Source organism: Nocardiopsis sp. B62 (assembly GCF_018070675.1).
Taxonomy (GTDB): Bacteria; Actinomycetota; Actinomycetes; order Streptosporangiales; family Streptosporangiaceae; genus Nocardiopsis; species Nocardiopsis prasina.
Map to the genome: position 1 here is coordinate 1 of NZ_JAGPXK010000009.1, position 18,514 is coordinate 18,514.

The 18,514-nt window shown below is 71.4% G+C and carries 12 protein-coding genes; 9 read left to right on the plus strand and 3 right to left on the minus strand.

All coding sequences use genetic code 11. From position 1 onward, the window contains the following. The coding region (locus KBX21_RS12080; RefSeq protein WP_374225718.1) for a glycoside hydrolase family 15 protein at positions 1-416 on the plus strand (416 nt) is incomplete at its 5' end. Positions 417-1,837: 1,421 nt separating this feature from the next. Here the strand turns inward: KBX21_RS12080 and KBX21_RS12085 are convergent. Further along, complete coding sequence (locus KBX21_RS12085; protein ID WP_210841944.1) at positions 1,838-3,187, minus strand: HAMP domain-containing sensor histidine kinase; 1,350 nt, start codon at positions 3,185-3,187, stop codon at positions 1,838-1,840. Next, entirely contained in the window at positions 3,184-3,879 is a 696-nt protein-coding gene (locus KBX21_RS12090) for a response regulator transcription factor (protein ID WP_049575987.1), read from the minus strand. Before KBX21_RS12090 ends, KBX21_RS12085 begins: the two co-directional genes overlap by 4 nt. Positions 3,880-4,137: 258 nt before the next feature. Between KBX21_RS12090 and KBX21_RS12095 the strand changes: the two genes are divergently transcribed. From KBX21_RS12095 to KBX21_RS12110, 4 genes are read left to right on the plus strand one after another with little or no spacing between them, the layout of a single operon-like run. Further along, complete coding sequence (locus KBX21_RS12095; RefSeq protein ID WP_049575983.1) at positions 4,138-5,334, plus strand: ABC transporter ATP-binding protein; 1,197 nt, start codon at positions 4,138-4,140, stop codon at positions 5,332-5,334. Positions 5,335-5,346: 12 nt separating this feature from the next. Next, positions 5,347-6,681 carry an ABC transporter substrate-binding protein gene (locus KBX21_RS12100; protein WP_049575979.1) on the plus strand — a complete coding sequence of 445 codons (1,335 nt, stop codon included), beginning with the start codon at positions 5,347-5,349 and terminating at the stop codon, positions 6,679-6,681. A 15-nt stretch (positions 6,682-6,696) separates the two neighbouring features. Then, positions 6,697-8,082, plus strand: coding sequence for an ABC transporter permease subunit (locus KBX21_RS12105; RefSeq protein WP_049575976.1), 1,386 nt, complete (start codon positions 6,697-6,699; stop codon positions 8,080-8,082). Then, positions 8,079-8,990, plus strand: coding sequence for a carbohydrate ABC transporter permease (locus tag KBX21_RS12110; protein ID WP_049575973.1), 912 nt, complete (start codon positions 8,079-8,081; stop codon positions 8,988-8,990). The genes KBX21_RS12105 and KBX21_RS12110 overlap by 4 nt, the downstream gene beginning before the upstream one ends. Positions 8,991-9,173: 183 nt before the next feature. On the opposite strand, the gene KBX21_RS12115 is transcribed toward KBX21_RS12110, so the two are convergent. Then, complete coding sequence (locus KBX21_RS12115) at positions 9,174-9,788, minus strand: restriction endonuclease (RefSeq protein WP_307869204.1); 615 nt, start codon at positions 9,786-9,788, stop codon at positions 9,174-9,176. 204 nt (positions 9,789-9,992) lie between these two features. Here KBX21_RS12115 and KBX21_RS12120 point away from each other — a divergent pair, with 204 nt between their 5' ends. The 4 genes from KBX21_RS12120 to KBX21_RS12135 are packed head-to-tail and all read left to right on the plus strand — an operon-like array spanning position 9,993 to position 18,449. Continuing rightward, positions 9,993-11,564: a TIGR02677 family protein gene (locus KBX21_RS12120; protein WP_210841945.1), complete on the plus strand. Its 1,572-nt coding sequence runs from the start codon at positions 9,993-9,995 to the stop codon at positions 11,562-11,564. After that, positions 11,561-13,012, plus strand: a complete 1,452-nt coding sequence (locus tag KBX21_RS12125) for a DUF2398 family protein (RefSeq protein WP_210841946.1) — start codon at positions 11,561-11,563, stop codon at positions 13,010-13,012. The genes KBX21_RS12120 and KBX21_RS12125 overlap by 4 nt, the downstream gene beginning before the upstream one ends. Next, on the plus strand, positions 13,009-17,193 hold the full coding sequence (locus tag KBX21_RS12130; protein ID WP_210841947.1) for a TIGR02680 family protein: 4,185 nt from the start codon (positions 13,009-13,011) through the stop codon (positions 17,191-17,193). Before KBX21_RS12125 ends, KBX21_RS12130 begins: the two co-directional genes overlap by 4 nt. Continuing rightward, complete coding sequence (locus tag KBX21_RS12135) at positions 17,190-18,449, plus strand: TIGR02679 family protein (protein WP_210841948.1); 1,260 nt, start codon at positions 17,190-17,192, stop codon at positions 18,447-18,449. Before KBX21_RS12130 ends, KBX21_RS12135 begins: the two co-directional genes overlap by 4 nt. Positions 18,450-18,514: the final 65 nt, after the last annotated feature.

Genomic DNA, 18,514 nt, shown 5'->3' on the forward strand with positions numbered 1-18,514 from the left:
AGGCCCAGGCCTACACCACCGCCTACGACGGCACCGACCTGGACGCCGCCTCCCTGCACATCGGACTGTCCGGACTCATCGACCCCACCGACGAACGCTTCCAGGCCACCGTCACCGCCGTGGAGGCAGAGCTGCGCTCCGGGCCGACCGTCTACCGCTACCACCGCGACGACGGCCTGCCCGGCGGCGAGGGCGGCTTCCACCTGTGCACGACCTGGCTCATCGAGGCCTACCTGCTCACCGGCCGCCGCGCGGAGGCCGAGGAGCTGTTCAAGCACCTGGTCGACTGTGCCGGACCCACCGGGCTGATCCCCGAGGAGTTCGACCCGGTCACCGAACGCGCGTTGGGCAACCACCCCCAGGCCTACTCCCACCTGGGCCTGATCCGCTGCGCCCAACTCCTCGACCAACACTGAACCGAGAGCAGGGGGTGTTCCCGGGGGAGCGCCCCCTGCTCGCCTATGGCGCGGGACGTGTGGTTGCTGTTCGCTGTGCGCTCTACGGTTGTGGTTGCTGTTCCGCGAGGGTTCTACGGCCAACCCGTTTTTCCCATTAGCTAAAGGCAGTCAGGTGCCACTTACTGCGTACCCCTTGGGGTTACTCGGTCTGGTCAGGGCGGGGTTGGCGCATGGTGCTGTGCCCGCACCGCACTTGGCGGATGAGCAGAACGGTGCACGTCTGGTATTTCAGGGCCAAGTACGGCGACGGGCCACCCCCCAGGACTACTGATGTGTTCCAGAGATGCGTGTCCCCAGCACTGGTAAAAACCCCCGCCGTCTGAGCGCCGTTTGCCGCTCTACGGCCAACCCGCTCCACCCAGCACAGTGTGTACCTGCACCTCTGTACCCCGCTGTGTCTGAGGGGGTTGGCGCCGCGCGGGTTCAACCAGCGGGGGGTAAGGCTTCAATCAGACCCCCCTGGGCTTGAGGGGTCTGCGTATCGTGCACGCTCAACCACCGGTGGCGGAGCTTCAAGCGGGCCCGTGGGGGCGAGGGGTCTGCGCTCCGTGTGGGTTCAAGCATTCGTGGTGTCGGCTTCCTTAGAGGGCGCTGCCATCTGCACCCCTAGGGAGTTGGCAGCCCAGCCGTGCGCTGTAGTAACCCGCACCGCACAAACCCCCTCGGGTACAAGGGGGTGTGGACGTGCACGTGCGCGCCGCCTTGAGTAGCGCGGGGTTTGAAGCTCTGCCGTGCGCTGTAGTAACCCGCACGGCGCCGCCTCCTCAGACACAGCGGGGTACAAACGTGCGCCTGTGTGCTTGGTTCAGTGGTGCGGGTTGGCCGTAGAGCGGTGGTCGGCGCTCAGACGGCGGGGGTTTTCGCCAGAGGTGGGGACACGTTCTTCTCGAACACGTCAGTAGTCCTGGGGGGTGGCCCGTCGCCGTACTTGGCCCTGAACTACCAGACGTGTCACTCAAAAGCACGACCGCCAAGTGCGGTGCGGGCACAGCACCATCCACCCACCCCGCCCTGACCAGACTGAATGACCCCAAGGGGTACGCAGTAAGCGGCACCCGACCGCCTTTAGCTAATGGGAAAAACGGGTTGGCCGTAGAACCCTCCCGGAACAGCAACCACAACCCCAGAACACACAGCGAACAGCAACCCCGGCCCCGTGGGATCTGTTCACCTCGCAGTAGTCCGGCCTGTGGAACCTGTTCACCCTGCAGTAGCTCCGGCCTGTGGAACCTGTTCACCCTGCAGTAACCCCGGCCCGCAGAACCCGCTCACCCCGCAGCAACCACAACCCGCAGAACCCACCCACCGCACAGCAACCCGAGCCCCAGAACCCGCCCACCACAACCCCCGCCCACCCCCACCCCACCACAACCCCCGCCTCAACCTGATCGCCGCAGGCGCCACGCTCGGGGCTGCTCCTCCTCGTGCGGCACGTCCAGTTGCGCGAAGCGCGCACGCACACGGGCCCCGCCCAGCTTGCCGCGCTCCAGGTGGACGGTGCCGCCGGTGGCCTCCACCGCGTGCCGGACGATGTCCAGACCCAGGCCGGTCGACCCGCCGCCGCTCGTGCCGCGCCTCAGCGCCGTGGTGGGATCGGCGAACCCCGGCCCTCCGTCCTCCACGAGCAGCGTCACCCATCCCGCGTGCTCCACCACCGCCACGGCGAACGGCCGGTCCGCGGGGGTGTACCGGAAGACGTTGCCCACCAGCGAGTCCAGGACCGCCGCGCACTCCTCCGAGGAGAGCGCCACCCGGCAGGGGGTGTCCGGCACCTCCAGGGTGACCTCACGGCCCTGGTCGTTGGCGAGCATCGACCAGAACCCCATGCGGTCCACCACGGCCCCGGACAGGTCGCAGGCGCGCTCGACCTCCGGGCCCGTGGCGTGCGGGCGCACGTCGCGGATGATGGCGTCCACGTCCCGTTCCAGTGCGCTGATCGCGCCCCTGATCCGCTCGCCCTCGGGGCCGGGGAGCGGTTCGGCGTCCAACCTCAGCGCCGTCAGCGGGGTGCGCAGCCGGTGCGAGACGTCGGCGGCCATCTCGCGTTCCTTCGTCAACAGCCCCTGGACGCGCTCCCCGATCGCGTTGATGGACTCGCCGAGCACCACCAGGTCTCGGGGGCCGTGTACGCGTATCCGGGCGTTCAGCCGACCCTCACCGATCTCCACGGCCGTGTCCGCCAGGGCGCGCAGCGCACGCCGGGCCGGTCTGCTGAGCAGGTCCGTGATCAGCACCGCGCCCAGCACCACGAGCACCGCGACCACCACGAGGCCGCCCAGGGCCGGTCCCAGGCCGCGAACCGCCTCCCCGCGGGGCTGGTACACCTCCACCACGGTCGGTTCGGCGCCAGAACCCCGGGGGTCGGCCACCGCCAACAGGTACGCGGTGCCCTGCTCGGCCGGGACCTGGCTCCTGGAGCCCGCCCCGGCACGCCGCACCCCGGCCACGTCGGCGTCACCGGCGCGGCTCGCCCCCACGGTTGCACCGTCGGACAGGTGCACCGTGAGGTGCCCCCGGGCCCCGGCCGACGTCGAGGCCACCACACGCCGCAGCAGCGCGGGGTCGGGATCCACCTCCGCCACCGAGGCGACCGCGTCGGCCTGCGACCAGACCTGCTCCTCGGCCCTCTCGTGCGCCTCCCACCAGGCCCACGCTCCCGTCACACCGAGCATCACCACCGCGACCATGACCGTCGCGAGGGTGACGGCGCGGGCCAGGAGCCTCCTCACACCGGTTCCACCAGCTTGAGCCCCACACCCCGCACCGTGTGCAGGTAGCGGGGCTGGCTCGCGGTCTCCCCGAGCTTGCGGCGCAGCCACGACATGTGCACGTCGATGGTCTGGTCGTGGCCCACGAAGGGGTGCTGGTGCCAGACCGCCTCCACGAGCTCACGGCGGCTCACCACCCTGCCCGTGTGCTCGGCCAGGTAGGCCAGAAGGTCGAACTCCCGCCGCGACAGCTCCAAGGGGGTGCCCGCCAGGGACGCCTGACGCCGTGTCAGACTGATCGACAACTCACCCACGGTCAGCTCGCCGGGGTCGGCCGCGCCCGCCGAGGCCCGGCCTGACCTGCGCAGCAGCGCGTTCATCCGCGCGGCCAGCTGGGTGCTGGAGAAGGGTTTGACCACGTAGTCGTCGGCACCGTCGTTGAGCAGGCGCACTATCGACTGTTCGTCTCCGCGCGCCGTCGCCACGATCACTGGGACGTCACTGTGACCGCGTAACATCCGCAGCGCCGCCGCGCCGTCCAGGTCGGGGAGCCCCAGGTCCAGAATGACCAGGTCAGGTTCGTGCCGGGCGGCCTCGCGCAGCGCGTCCAGCGCGGTGCCCACGGGCAGCACCACGTGCCCCAGACCGCTCAGCGCCCGCACCAGGGCGCCCCGCACCATCTGGTCGTCCTCGACCAGCAAGACCGTTGCCATGCGCACACGTTAACCAATGTTGCACCTTCACACGAGTCCGGCTGCGGCCCGTGATCAGGAGGAACACCACTGTGACCGGAAGGCCCGGGGCAGGCGCGGTTTAAGTCGACCGAGACGCTGCGTTAAGGCTTCCTTAGGGAGCCCGACACTACTGTCGTCACACATCGCCGGTGGTGGTGCGCGTCACAGGGGCGCGTGACCCGAACCGCCGGCCCGACGGCTGCCGGGCACCAGCGTGCCCGTCCCACGGAGGATGTCGTGGCGGAAATCGTGATCGACGGCCTGGGCAAGGTCTACGCGGACGGAACCCGCGCGGTCACCGACCTCTCCCTCGACATCCAGGACGGGGAGTTCCTGGTGCTGGTCGGTCCCTCAGGCTGCGGCAAGACCACCGCGCTGCGGATGGTCGCGGGGCTGGAGGCGATCAGCGAGGGCACCGTTCGCATCGGAGACCAGGTCGTCAACGACGTCCCCGCCCGCGACCGGGACGTGGCGATGGTTTTCCAGTCCTACGCGCTCTACCCGCACCTAAACATCTTCGAGAACATCGCGTTCGGGCTGCGCCTGCGCAAGGTGCCCAAGGCGGAGATCGACCGCCGCGTCGGCGAGGTCGCCCGCGTCCTCGAACTGGAGGAACACCTCACCCGCAAGCCGGGCAACCTCTCCGGCGGCCAGCGCCAGCGGGTGGCGATGGGGCGGGCGATCGTCCGCGAACCCCGGGCGTTCCTGATGGACGAACCCCTGTCCAACCTGGACGCCAAGCTCCGCGTGCAGATGCGTGCCCAGATCGCCCGCATCCAGCGCGACCTGGGCGTCACCACGGTCTACGTCACCCACGACCAGACCGAGGCGATGACCCTGGGTGACCGGGTGGCCGTGATGAAGCGTGGCGTCCTCCAGCAGGTCGGCCCGCCACAGGAGCTGTACGACCACCCCCGCAACCTGTTCGTCGCCGGTTTCGTCGGCTCACCCGGCATGAACCTGATCTGCGTCGAACTCCACGAGGACGACGGCCGGTTCCACGTCCGGATCGGTGACCAGCGCCTGGACCTGCCCGACAGCCTCATGCACCGGCGCCCCGCGCTGCGCGGCTACGCCGGAGCCAAGGTCGTCGTCGGCATCCGTCCCGAGGACATGGAGGACGCCGAGATCGTCGGCGGTACCGAGGGGGCCACGCTCACCTCGGTCGCCGACCTGGTCGAGGCCATGGGCTCGGACGTCCTCGTGCACTTCCCGCTCGACGCCGCACCCGTCGTCACCGAGGACACCCGCGAACTCGCCCGCGACGCCGGCGCAGACGAGACCCTTCCCGCGACCGATGAGGGCGTCGTCCTCGTCGGCCGCTTCAGCCCCCGCACCCACGTGTACGAGGGCCAGACCATCACGGTGGCGGTCGACACCGAACGCCTCCAGTTCTTCGACCCCGCCACCGGTACCGCCATCCACGATTCCTGAGGAGCGTCCCCCATGTCAGCGCCCACTTCCCGCCACCGCACCCACCGCACCAGAATCCTCGGCGGAGCCGCCGCCGCGCTCGGCCTCACCCTGGCCGCCACCGCCTGCGGCGGGGGTTCCACCTCGGCCACCGGCGCCGACCTCGACGGCCAGACCCTCGAGGTCGTCGGCCCCTGGGCCGGTGACGAGCAGGTCGCCTTCGAGCAGGTCGTCTCGATCTTCGAGGAGCAGACCGGCGCCACCGTCTCCTACAGCGGCGCCGGTGACGACCTCCAGACCGTCCTCCAGACCCGTATCCAGGGCGGTGACGAACCCGACGTCGCGCTCATCCCGCAGGCCGGACTCATCGAGCACTTCGCCGCCGAGGACGTCCTGTTCCCGCTCACCGACGACGTCGTCCAGACCCTCGACGAGAACATGGCCGGCGCGTGGGCGGACATCGGCTCGGTCGACGACACCCCCTACGGCGTCTACCTCAAGGTCGCCAACAAGTCCCTGGTCTGGTACAACGAGGACCTCTTCGCCGAGACCGGCGCCGCGGCCCCGGAGAACTGGGAGGAGTTCGTCGAGCTCTCCGAGAACCTCTCCGACGTCGGCATCAGCCCGCTGTCCGTCGCCGGGGCGGACGGCTGGGTCCTCACCGACTGGTTCGAGAACGTCTACCTCCAGACGGCGGGCCCGGAGAAGTACGACCAGTTGGCCGCGCACGAGATCCCGTGGACGGATCCGACCGTCGAGGTCGCCCTGGAGACCCTCGCCGAGGTGTGGGGCCAGGAGCAGCTGATGCTGGGCGGTGGCAGCGGCAGCCTCCAGACCGATTTCCCCACCTCCGTCGTGAACGTCTACAGCGACGACCCCGACGCCGCCATGGTGGTGGGCGCCGACTTCATCGGCGGGGTCGTCTCCGCCAGCACCAACTCCGTCGTCGGCGAGACCGCGCAGATCTTCCCCTTCCCCAGCATCGCCGGTGAGGGCGACGCCGTGGTCGTGGCCGGTGACGCGGCCGTCGCCATGAGCGACAGCGAGGCCACCATGGAGCTCCTGCGCTTCCTCGCCTCCGAGGAGGCCGCGGCCGAGTGGGCGTCCATCGGAGGGTTCATCTCGCCGAACATGCACCTGACCGCCGACGACTACGCCGACCCGGTCCTGGGCCAGGTCGCCGAGCAGGTCATCGACGCCGGTGACAGCGTCCGCTTCGACCTCTCCGACCTCCAGCCCGCGGCCTTCGGCGCCACCGTCGGCGACGGCATGTGGCAGACCCTCCAGGACTTCCTGGCCGACCCCTCCGACGTCGAGGGCACCATGGAGCGCCTCGAGGCCGAGGCCGCCCGCGCCTACGGCAACTAGACGGAGCCCGCACACATGACCTCCAACGACACCGGGGCCGCCGACGTCGCGGCCCGCCCGGACGGCACCCCGCCCGGGAAGCCGGGGAAGCGGTCCAGCGGGCCGCCCGACGGCAGCCGCCCGGGATGGCGGCGCCTGTTCGGCCCGGCCACCCTGTTCCTGCTGCCAGCCCTGCTCTTCCTCGGGGTGTTCCTGGCCTACCCGGCCGCGTACTCCGTGGTGCGCAGCTTCTTCGACGCCTCCGGTTCGCAGTTCGTCGGTCTCGACAACTACGGCCGGATGTTCACCGACGACCGCACCCTCACCGCCATCCGCAACACCGGCATCTGGGTCCTGGTCGCTCCCGCCCTGGTCACCGGGCTGGGCCTGGTCTTCGCGGTGCTCACCGAGCGCGTGCGCTGGGCCACGGCCTTCCGGATCCTGCTGTTCATGCCCATGGCGATCTCCCTCTTCGCCTCCGGCATCATCTTCCGGCTGGTCTACGACGAGAACCCCGACCGGGGCGTCGTCAACGCCGCCGTGGTGACCGTGCACGACACGTTCGCCTCGCCCTCGGAGTACCCCGGGGCGCGGCCGCGCGGGGAGGAACTCGACACCGACCCCTCGCTGGGCGGGTTCACCTCCACCCAGGCGTACGCGCCGGGTGACACGGTCGCCCTGCCGCTGGTCGGCATCCGGCCCGGGGAGGTCCCCGAGCAGGCGACCCAGGCCACCGATCCCGAGTCCTCCGGGGACACCATCGAGGGTGTGGTGTGGCTGGACGTGGCCCTCGGCGGCGACGCCGGGACCATCGACGACGGTGAGAACGGCCTGCCCCGCATGATGGTCGACGCCCTCCGGGACGGCCAGGTGGTGGCCAGCACCACCGCCGGCGACGACGGCCGCTTCACCCTGACCGGCCTGGAACCGGGGGAGTACGAGATCCACCTGGCGGCGGACAACTTCACCGAGTCCTTCCGCGGCCTGACCTGGCTCGGCCCCACGCTGATCACCCCCGTGATCATCTCCTCGTGGGTGTGGATCATGACCGGTTTCGCCATCACGTTCATCGCCGCCGGCCTGGCCGCCATCCCCAGGGACGCCCTGGAGGCCGCCCGGGTGGACGGCGCCACCGAGTGGCAGGTGTTCCGCAAGATCACCATCCCGCTTCTGGGACCGCTGCTGCTCGTGGTGTTCGTGACCCTGATGATCAACGTCCTGAAGATCTTCGACCTCGTGTTCGTGATCGCCCCGGGATCGGTCCAGGCCGACGCCAGCGTGGTCGCCCTCCAGATGTGGCAGGTGTCCTTCGGCGCGGGCGGCAACCAGGGACTGGGCAGCGCCCTCGTGGTCCTCCTGCTGGTCCTGGTCCTGCCGATCATGTACTTCAACATCCGCCGTTTCCGACGGGAGCGCTCGTGACCGCCACGCCCCAGAAGTCGCCCTCCGTCGTCGAGGTGTCGGTCTCCGGCGCGCCGCGTCGGGGACTGGCGTCCCGGCTCGTCTCCAAGCTGGGCTCGGGCACCCTCCAGGTGGCGCTGACCCTGGTCGCGCTGTTCTGGATGGTGCCGGTCATCGGCCTGCTGCTGGTGTCGCTGCGTTCGGAGGCCGACAACACCAACAGCGGCTGGTGGACGGCGCTGCTCAAGCCCACCGAGCTCACGCTGGACAACTACCGGTCGTTGGTCGACAACGACGTCCTCGTGCAGTCGTTCCTCAACACCGTCTACATCTCGGTCCCCTCGACCCTGCTGGTCGTGGGCATCGGGGCGCTGGCCGCCTACGCGCTGGTGTGGATGGACTTCCCCGGCCGCGACTGGATCATGGTGGCCGTGGTCGGCCTGCTGGTGCTGCCCATCCAGGCGGCCCTCATCCCCATCTCGCAGCTGTACGGCGCCCTGGGGATCTTCGGTTCCATCTTCGGCGCGATCCTGTTCCACGTGGCCTTCGGGCTGCCGTTCGCGGTGTTCCTGCTGCGCAACTTCTTCGTGAACATCCCGCGTGATCTGCTGGAGGCGGCGCGGATGGACGGCGCCAGCGAGTGGCGTATCTTCCGCAAGGTCGTGCTCCCGGTGGCCCGCCCGGCGCTGGCCTCGCTCGCGGTCTTCCAGTTCCTGTGGGTGTGGAACGACATGCTGGTCGCGCTGGTGTTCACCAACCCGGACTCCGCCCCGCTCACCGTGGCGCTGCGCTCGCAGCTGCGCCAGTTCGGCACCAACATCGACGTGCTGGCCTCGGGTGCCTTCCTGTCCATGCTGGTTCCGCTGCTGGTCTTCTTCGCCTTCCAGCGCCACTTCGTCCAGGGGGTGTTCGCGGGCTCCGGGAAGTAGCCCGCCCCACCCTCACCATTCACCCACGATGGCGCCTCCAGCGGCCCCGCGGACCACTCCCACCGCGGGGCCCTTCGCGTTCCACGGGCGGCAGGAGGGTGACTGGACCTGGTGTCGATCACCGTGCCGAGCTTTCGCCCCCACGGGCGGCCGATCCCGCCGCTGTCCCAAGGAGGGCGGGAGTCAGCGGGGCGGCAGCCCCGGGGCGCGCTCCCCGGCCATCCACAGACCCAGGGCGTGCCGGTCCACCAGGACCATCCCGGCCCCGGCCTCACGCACGGCCTCCCTGGTGAACCCGTTCGAGGCCACGAACATCCCGAGGTAACCCTGGTGGCCACCGGCCAGCGCGCCGAGGAAGGCCCGCACCTCGTTGGGTGGCACGGGCTTGCGCCAGCGCTTGCACTGCACGGCCAGCGGCCTGCCGTCGGGGGACTGCGCCCGCAGGTCCACGCCCCCGTCCGAGGCGCCGCCGACCACCGCCACCCGGGTGTATCCGTTGGTGCGCAGCAGCAGCGCCACGTGGTGTTCGAACTCCGTCCCGGTCATGGTGTCGATCCCCGCGATCCCCGTCCGCGCGACGATCCGTCGTTCCCTGGCCAGGCGTGCCCGGGACCACGCCCACCAGCCCAGCGCGGCCGCCGCGACCACGGCCACCAGGCCGCCGACCACCCACAGACCCGGGCTGTCGGCGTTGTCGAACACCCACCCGAACACCAGGAGGAGGGCGACCGCCGCCAGCGGCAGCGAGCCCCGCAACCTCCGCGCCCATCGCCGCCGTCCGCGCCGACGCTGTCGCACACTCACGCTTCTCCCTGGGGGTGGGGGACATACCGGGGCACATCATTGCACGCGGTGATCGCCCTCCTCCACGCGGTGACCTCACCCGGCCATCCCGGCCCGACGACCGCGGACCGGACCGTCTCCGGTCGCTGCGACAATGTCCCAGTCGCGGTTTCGCACACGGGGGTGCGGGACCGGCCACGAGGACACGGGGGTGCGGCGGTGGCCGAGCGCAGGGCTCTGGATCTGGACGCTCTCGCGGTCAGTGACCGCTTCCGGCTGTTCAACTTCACCCGCCGCGACGACCACGTCACCTACCTGTGGATCCTGCGTTCGGTGGACCGCCTGCGCGAGGTCCACCAGGTCCAGGTCGGGGCGGACGAGGTCGAGGCCACCCTGCGCGAACTCGCCGCGGCCCACACCGAGGCGCCCGAGGTCCCCGCCCAGGGGCTGCGCCACCGGCTCGACGAACTCGCCTCGGACGGCGTGCTGCACCGCTTCGACGACGCCTCCCGCGCGGGCACCCTGGCCAGCTACCGCAACCGGCAGTCCGTCTACCAGTTCAGCGAACTCGGATACCGCGCCTACCACGCGGTCGAGAACCTCCTGGGCGCCCGCGTGGAGGACGTCAACCTCTCGCGCCTGGTCTTCTCCGACGTCCTGGAGGACCTCGGGGCACTGGCCGAGGCCAACCGCACCGGACGGGTCGAGGACGTCTACCGCCGCCTGTCCCGACTGGACACGGTGATGGAGGACATGGGACGGCGCTCCGCCCAGTTCCACGTCACCCTCGGGGAGATCCTGCGCTCCACCGAGGCCTCCTCCGAGGTGTTCCTGCGCCACAAGAACGCCCTCCTCGTCCACATGTCCGACTTCATGGCGGAGCTGGACCGCTACCTCCCCCGCCTGGACAGGGCCGTCCACGAGGTCGAGGCCACCGGCCTGACCACCCTGCTGTCCCGCGCCGCCGAGGCCGACGAACGCCTCTTCTTGGACCGGACCGAACGCCTGGAGGACTGGTCCCGCCGCTGGTGGGCGGTGCGCGCCTGGTTCGCCTCCGAGAGCGGCGCGCCCACCCGCGCCGCCGAACTCGGCCAGGCCACCCGTTCCGCCGTCTCCGGGGTCGTGGCCCTCCTACGGCAGATCACCGAGGCCCAGCGCGGCGGCGTGAACCGCTCCACCCAGCTGCGCCACCTCGCCGCCTGGGTGTTCGACACCCCCGACGACGGGTCCGCCCACGCCCTCATGGGCGCCGCGTTCAACACCCGCTCCGCCCGCCACCTCGGCGTGGCCCACGAGGACGGCGACGAGTTCGCCCCCACCGACTCCTGGCACGACGCCGCCGGAGTGGAGGTGTCGGTGACCCTGTTCCGCAGTGACCGCTCACCCGCCCACGGGGTCCCCAAACCGGTCCGCAGGGACACCGGAGCCCGTTCCGAACTGCGCCGACGCCAGTCCGAGGACCGCGAGGCCGAACGCGCCTCCGCCGCGCGCCTGATCAGTGAGGGCGCCCACCAGCGCGTCCTCGATGAGAGCGACACCAAGGTGCTGCTGCGGCTGGTCACCAAGGCCCTGGAGTCGCGCTCGGTGTCGTACGCGAAACGGGACACGTCACCGGCGGTCGTCGGCCTGCTGAAGTCCGCCACCGCCGACGACGCGGGCACCCTCATCAAGCTGATCCGCGACGAACGGGGCAGCAGCGTGCGCACCTCGCAGGGCCGGATCCACCTCCCCGGTTTCCGGGTGGAACTCGCCCCCCGCGCCGCCCGGGGAACCAGGAAGGGGAACCGATGACCCGGCACACCCGCCCCCGTGTCGAGACCGTCGACCTCGGCTCCTACCAGCAGGCCGTTCGCAAGGTCCTCACCTGCGACGTCATCACCGCGTCGCGGCCGCGCCCCGGCGTGCTCGACCAGGTCCTGTACTGGGCCGACCAGATGACCGAGGACCTGCGCGCCCTGTTCGGGTACACCCTCGTGGCCACCACCGACCACGTCCGCCTGGTTCGCGAACTCGACCTGCTCGACCCCACCCAGCGCCAGGAGTTCGCCCGCAAGGGCAGGCCCTTCGACCGCCGCCGCCTGGCCTACCTCTGCCTGCTCCTGGCCGCGTTCCAGCGCTCACAGGTCGAGATCAGCCTCGGCGACCTCGTCCGGGGGTTCACCCCCTCGGCCAACGAGATCGAGGGCCTGGGCTACGACCCCACCGACTCCACCCACAAGGCCGCGCTGGTCGACGTCGCACACTGGCTCCTGGACCGGGGCGCCCTCCACCTGTCGGACGGCTCCGTCGAGGCGTGGGCCCGCGGCGGTGACCAGGGCGACGCCCTCTTCGACATCGACCACGAGATCTGCGAGGTCCTCTTCCGGCCCACGCGCCCCATCCAGCACCTGAACAGCGCCTCCGGCCTGCTCAGCGACCCGCTCGGACCGGACGCCCCGCGCGAACGCGCCGCCCAGCGCGCCCGCCGCCTACTGCTGGAGTACCCGGTGGTGTACTACGCGGACGTCGAACCCGAGGTGGCCGCCGCCCTGCGCGGGAGGGGACCCGCCGAGGAGGTGGCCCGCCTCACCGGAACCAAGCTGGAACGCCGCGCCGAGGGGGTCCTGCTGGCGGACGCCTCCGGTACCTTCACCGACCGCGCCTTCCCGGGCCGCGGCGGCGCCGTCACCCGTACCGCCGGGCTGCTGCTGGCCCAGATCGCCACCCACTTCGAGGACTCCTGGGCGGCGCTGGGCCACTTGACGGGCCCCGGCCCCCTGCACGAGCACCCCGAACTGGTCGCCCGGATCGACGCCGGGGTTCCCCGGGAGGGCGTCGTCACCGAGCTGGCCTGGGCCGAGACGGACCGGACCACCACCGTGGCCGAGCCCGCATCACTGCCGCTGGTGGAGCGCGAACGCCTGGAGGACATGGTCGCCGACCTCTTCGAGGAGTTCGGCGCCGCCTCCTTCACCGCGACCTGGCAGCAGGACCCGCACGGCCTGCTCGACGCGGCCCTGTCCCTGCTCACCGACCTGGACCTGGTCAGACCGCTTCCTGGCGGGGTCCTGGTCACCCCCGCCGCGCTGCGCTACCGCAACATCCGGGGCGCCCTGCCCGAACGCCCCGACACCGGCCTGCTGCCGTTCGGCCCGATCGAACCGGCCGACGAACCGGCTGAGGAACCACCCCCGACCGGCCCCGCCGAGACGCGGCCCGCCCAACCCGAGACCGAAGGAACCGAGGAAACCGCGCCATGACCCGCAGGAGCGACCGCTTCCGGCCCAGCAGGGCCGGAGTCGTCAACGTCTGGGACTACGTCGACGAGGAGTTCGCCTTCGCGGACGGCCGCCTCGTCCTGCGCGGCCACAACGGTTCGGGCAAAACCAAGGCGCTGGAGGTGCTCTTCCCCTTCGTCCTGGACGGCTACACCGACGCCCGCAGGCTCGACCCCTTCAGCGGCCAGAACCGCACCATGAAGTCCAACCTGCTCTACCGGGGCGACGAGTCCAACCACGGCTACGTGTGGATGGAGTTCGCCCGGGCGGCCGACGGCGACGACACGGGGACCGAGACCGTCACCCTGGTCATCGGCATGCGCGCGCACCGACACCGCGACGGCGTCAACCCCTCCTTCTTCGTCACCGACCAGCGCCTGGGCGTGGACTTCGGGCTCCTCTCCACGGACGGACGCCCGCTCACCGAACGCCAGCTCAAGGCCGCACTCGGCGAGGGCGCCCACCACGCCACCGCCGCCGACTACCGCCGGGCCGTCGACGCGCGCCTGTTCGGATTGGGGGAGCGGTACGTCCAGCTCCTGGATCTCCTGCTGGCTCTACGCCGCCCGCTGCTGGCCAAGGACCTGGACCCGGAGAAGGTCTCGCACACCCTCACCGGTGGGCTCAGCCCCCTGGACGACGCCCTCGTGGACCAGGCCGCCCGGGACTTCGCCAACCTCGCCGCCGTGCAGCGCCGATTCGCCAGCGCCACCGCCGCCCACGAGGCCGCCCGCACCTTCACCGGTGTCTACGCCGACTACCTCACCGCCAACGCCCGCCACCGCCTGTTCAGGGTCGCGGGCGCCACCGAGCAGGCCGACACCCACGCGAGCACGGTCGCCGAGGCGGCCGAAGAGCTCGACCGCGCCACCCTCGCGCGGGACCAGGCCCGTGAGAGCGTCACCGAACTGACCGAGGACTCCGAGCGCCTGGAGGCCCAGTGCGCCGCCCTGCGCCAGCACGAGACCCTGCGCGACCAGCAGGCCCTCCAGGTCAGGAGGGAGGGCAACGACAAGCTCGCCCGTCAGATCGCCACCGGCCAGGCACGCGTCGCGGCCCAGGAGGAGGAGATCTCCCGCCTGAGCGGTGAGGCCGCCCGGGTCGCAGAACGGGTCGGACACGAGCGGGCCCTGGCCGAGAGGCTGCGCACCGAACTCACGGCCGCCGCCGAAGGGTCCGGGATCGTCCACGACGCCGAGGGGGAGGCGGACACCGGCGACGACCTGCCCGAGAGCGCCAGTGCCAGGGCCAGCGCCCGGCTCGACGACGTCCGGGCCGTTCGGGAACGGCTCGCAGCCCAGGACCGCGCCGAGGACGGCCGGACGCGCGCCGAGACCACCGCCGCCCGGGCCGAGGACACCCTCGCAGGGCAGGAGGAGGCCTGCGCCGGTGCCGAGGAGGAGCTCGCCGGGCTCCGCCGATCCACAACCGAGGCCCTGGACGTGTGGTCCGCGCGTTGGGACCTCGCCGGGCCGGACACCCTCGCGGCACTGCGGGAGACCGTGGAGCGCTACGGGGAGGCGGGCACCCCCACCCCCGCCCAGGTGTTCAACGAACACCTCCACGACCAGCAGGTGCGGGCCGCCACCAACGCCAACGCCCTGGAGTCCGAGCAGACCAGCCTGGGTGAGGAGCTGGCCTCCGCTCGTCGCGAACGCGACCACATCGCGGCCGAACGCGACGACGCGCCACCCGCCGACCCCCTGCGACCCGCCTCGCGCGAGGAGCGTTCCGGAGCACCGCTCTGGCAGCTGGTCCGTTTCGCCGACCACCTGTCCGACGACCACGGCGCCGCCGTCGAGGGCGCCCTGCACGCCGCCGGGCTGCTCACCGCCTGGATCCACCCCGACCCCGAGCAGACCCGCCGGGCCCTGGAACTCGGCGAAGCCGACGCCTACCTGCTCCCCGGCTCCCGGGAGACCACCGGAACGACCCTCGCCGACGTCCTCGTCCCCGAGACCCAGGACCACGTCCCCGCGGACACCATCGCCAGCGTCCTGGCCTCGATCCCCTTCGGTGAGGCTGAACCCCTGGACGACCTCGGGGTGGACACCGGCGCGCGTTTCCGGCTGGGCCCGCTCACCGGCGCCCATCCCAAGGCCGCCGCCGAGTTCATCGGCGCCACCAACCGCGCCCAGCGCCGCCGGGAACGCCTGGCCGCCCAGGACGCCCGCATCACCGATCTCTCCTCACGGCACACCGAGCTGGGCGAACGGCTCGCCCGCGCCCACGAACTCCTCAAGGACTTCGACCGCGCCAGGGCGGACCTGCCCGACGCCACCGGGGTGGCCAGGGCACTGCGCGCCCTCGAACGCCACTCCACCCTCCTGGCGTCGGCCCGCTCCGCGCGGGCGGAGGCCCGACGCGACCTCGACGCCGCCGTCGCCCAGGTCGACGCCGAACGCCGCCAGGTCCGCGCCACCGCCGCCGAACGCGCCATGCCCACGCGAAGGGAGGACGTCGACGCCGTCGCCGTCGCGGCGCAGACCTTCCAGGACACCGCCCGGAAACTGCACACCACCCGCGCGGACATCGCCGAGTACCAGAACGACCTCACCGGACGCCAGGACACCGTCACCCGGCTGACCGAGGCACTCGAGGCCGACCGAGCCGAACTCGATCGGAGCCGCGGCGACCACCAGCGCGAGGCCGAGGAACTGGCGACCCTCGAGGCGTCCGTCGACGCCCCGGCCCGTGAACTCCTCGACCAGCTTGAGCGGGCCCAGGGAGAACTCCGCGACGTCCAGGCGCGCCGGAAGAAGGCCGAGCAGGAGGCCGCCCGCGAACACGACCTCGCGGTGCGCTCCGAGACCCTCCGCGACAGCGGTCGGCAGTCCCTCGCCCGGGAGCTGACCACCCTCTTCGAGCACGCCGCCGCCTTCTCCGGACTCACCCAGCCCACCGTGCGCGAGATCGTCGGTGTCCGGGCCACCGGCACCTGGCCGCTGCCCGACCAGTGGCCCGACCCCGAGGAAGCGGCACGGACCCTGCTCACCGGCGAGGCCACCACCGTCCGCGAGGCCTTGCCCGGCGCGGCCGTCACGCTGCTCGACGCGTTCACCGAGGCGGTCGGCGGCAAGGAGGTCGGCGACACCGAACTCCGGACCGCGGGGAACCGCATGTCCCAGGCCCTGCGCACCTTCCAGGAGGCGCTCGGGGGTGACGCCGAGGGTTACCGGGTGGACCACGAGGTGGGCCCCAGCGGTCTGGTCACCGTGCACGTCAACGACGAGAACGGCCGCAACCCCGTCTCCTCCTTCGCCCGATCCGTGGCCGAACGGGTCGAGGAACAGGGCGCGCTCCTGCGCGAGGAGGAACAGGGGGTGCTGGAGGACGAGCTCCTCGGCGGGATCGCCCAGCAGGTTCACGACCGGGTCCGCGCCGCCAAACAGCTGGTCCGCGCCATGGACCGCGACACCCGCGCCCGGCCCATGTCCTCCGGCACCCGGGTGGGCATCCGGTGGTCGCGCTCCGACGGCCTCTCCGAGCCCCAGCGCCTGGCCACCGAACTCGTGCGGCGCGACGGCGCCGGACTCGGCCCCCGAGGGCTGGGGGAGCTCCGGGGCGTGCTTCGGCGCATGATCCGCGACTACCACGCCACCCACCCCCGGGCCAGCCACAAACAGGTCCTGGCCGCGGTTCTGGACTACCGCGACTGGTACCGGTTCGAGCTGCGCCTGGCCGAGCCAGGCAAGGACGAGGTCACCCTCACCAAGAACAAGCACGAGCAGATGTCCGGCGGCGAGAAGTCCGCCGCCATCCACCTGCCCCTGTTCGCGGCGGCCAACGCCCTGTACTCCTCGGCGGCGCCCACCTGTCCCCGCGTCGTGGCCCTGGACGAGGCCTTCGCGGGCATCGACGACCGCTACAAGCCCGAGCTCATGGGCCTGACGGTCACCTTCGACCTGGACATGTTCATGACCGGCCACGACCTGTGGGTGCACTACGACACCGTGCCCATGGCCGCGCACTACGACATGCACCACGACAAGGCCAGCCACACCGTCTCGGCGCTGCTCATGCTCTGGGACGGCGAGCAGACCCTGGACGCGGACGCCGGGTTCGCCGGGAACGAGGAACTCGCCGCCGAACTCCTCGGCATCACCCCCACCCGCTACGTGCCCCAGCCCACGGAGGGAACCCTCCTGGAGGAGACGGCGTGAGCGCGCACGATGACCTGGCGGTCTTCCGAAGCTCCCGGTTCCAAGCCCTGTTGGCCAGGACCCGCGACGTGCTGGAGAAGCGCGACGGCGCGCTCTCCGGGATGTTCACGCTCAAGGACCTGGACGCCGAGGAGGCCCAGCACGTTCGAGGATTCCTCGGCAGGGAACCGGGGAGTCGGCCGGACCAGGTGAAGGTCCACCTGGAGCACCTCGACACTGTCGTCCGCGACGGTTACGGGCTCGGTCTGCTGGAGCTCTTCGACGCGCTCGGGGACCCGGTGCGCTTCCGGAGCCAGGCTCGTCGTGAAGCCGAGGATCTGCGTGAGCGGATCCTCGCTCCCGCCCTCGCCAGCCCCCTCCATGACCAGCCGTGGTTCCGTTCCTGGCTCGAACACCGGGACACCCGGTCCGCGATCACCCAGCGGGTCACCGCCAAGGACACCGAGAGCCTCGCGCACGCCGTGCAGGTCTTGGAGGCCGTGGACGCCCACGGCTCACTGGCCACGGGTTCGGGCACCGCGCCGCTGCTGCTCCAGAACCTGGCGGTGGACGCCACCGGGGACACCAAGGCGCTCAACAACAGGACCGCGCTGTCCAGACTCGTGCTCCCCGCGCTGGCCGCGCGGCGCGGGACCACCCGCCCCGACGACAAGGACGCGGAGGAGAACCGTGCCCTGTGGGAGGAGAACGACGTCGTCCAGGACGACCTCGCCAGCCGCGTCCTGGTCCTCAACCTCCCCGCGGAGGGACCCGTGCTCGGGGCGTGGATGACCGAGGCGGCCGACCACGGGGTCCCGCTCCAGGTGACGCTGCACCAGCTCGTCCGCTTCCCACCGGTGCCCACCGCGCGGGTGATCCACGTGTGCGAGAACCCGGCGGTACTCCGCAAGGCGGCGGAGGAGCTGGGCGCGGCGTCAGCGCCGCTGATCTGCACCGAGGGCTGGCCCTCTGCGGCCTTCCACAGGATCGCCTCCGCCGCGGTCACCGCCGGAGCCCGCCTGCGCTACCACGGGGACTTCGACTGGGCTGGGGTGCACATCGCCGAACGCATCTTGGCGAGGTACGGCGCCGAGCCCTGGCGCATGTCCGCCGCCGACTACCTCGGCCACGTTCCAACCGAGTCGCGCGAGCTCAGAGGGACGGAACGCGCCACTCCCTGGGACCCCGCCCTCCGCGAGGCCATGCGCGAGCGCGGCACGGTGCTCTTCGAGGAGTCGGTGGGCTCAGTCCTGGTGGGGGACCTGGGGGCACGGTGACCCCGGTGGACAAAACGGGCGGCGCGGAGGAGTAGGGTTCCGTCATCGCGCCCGCGACGTGGGCG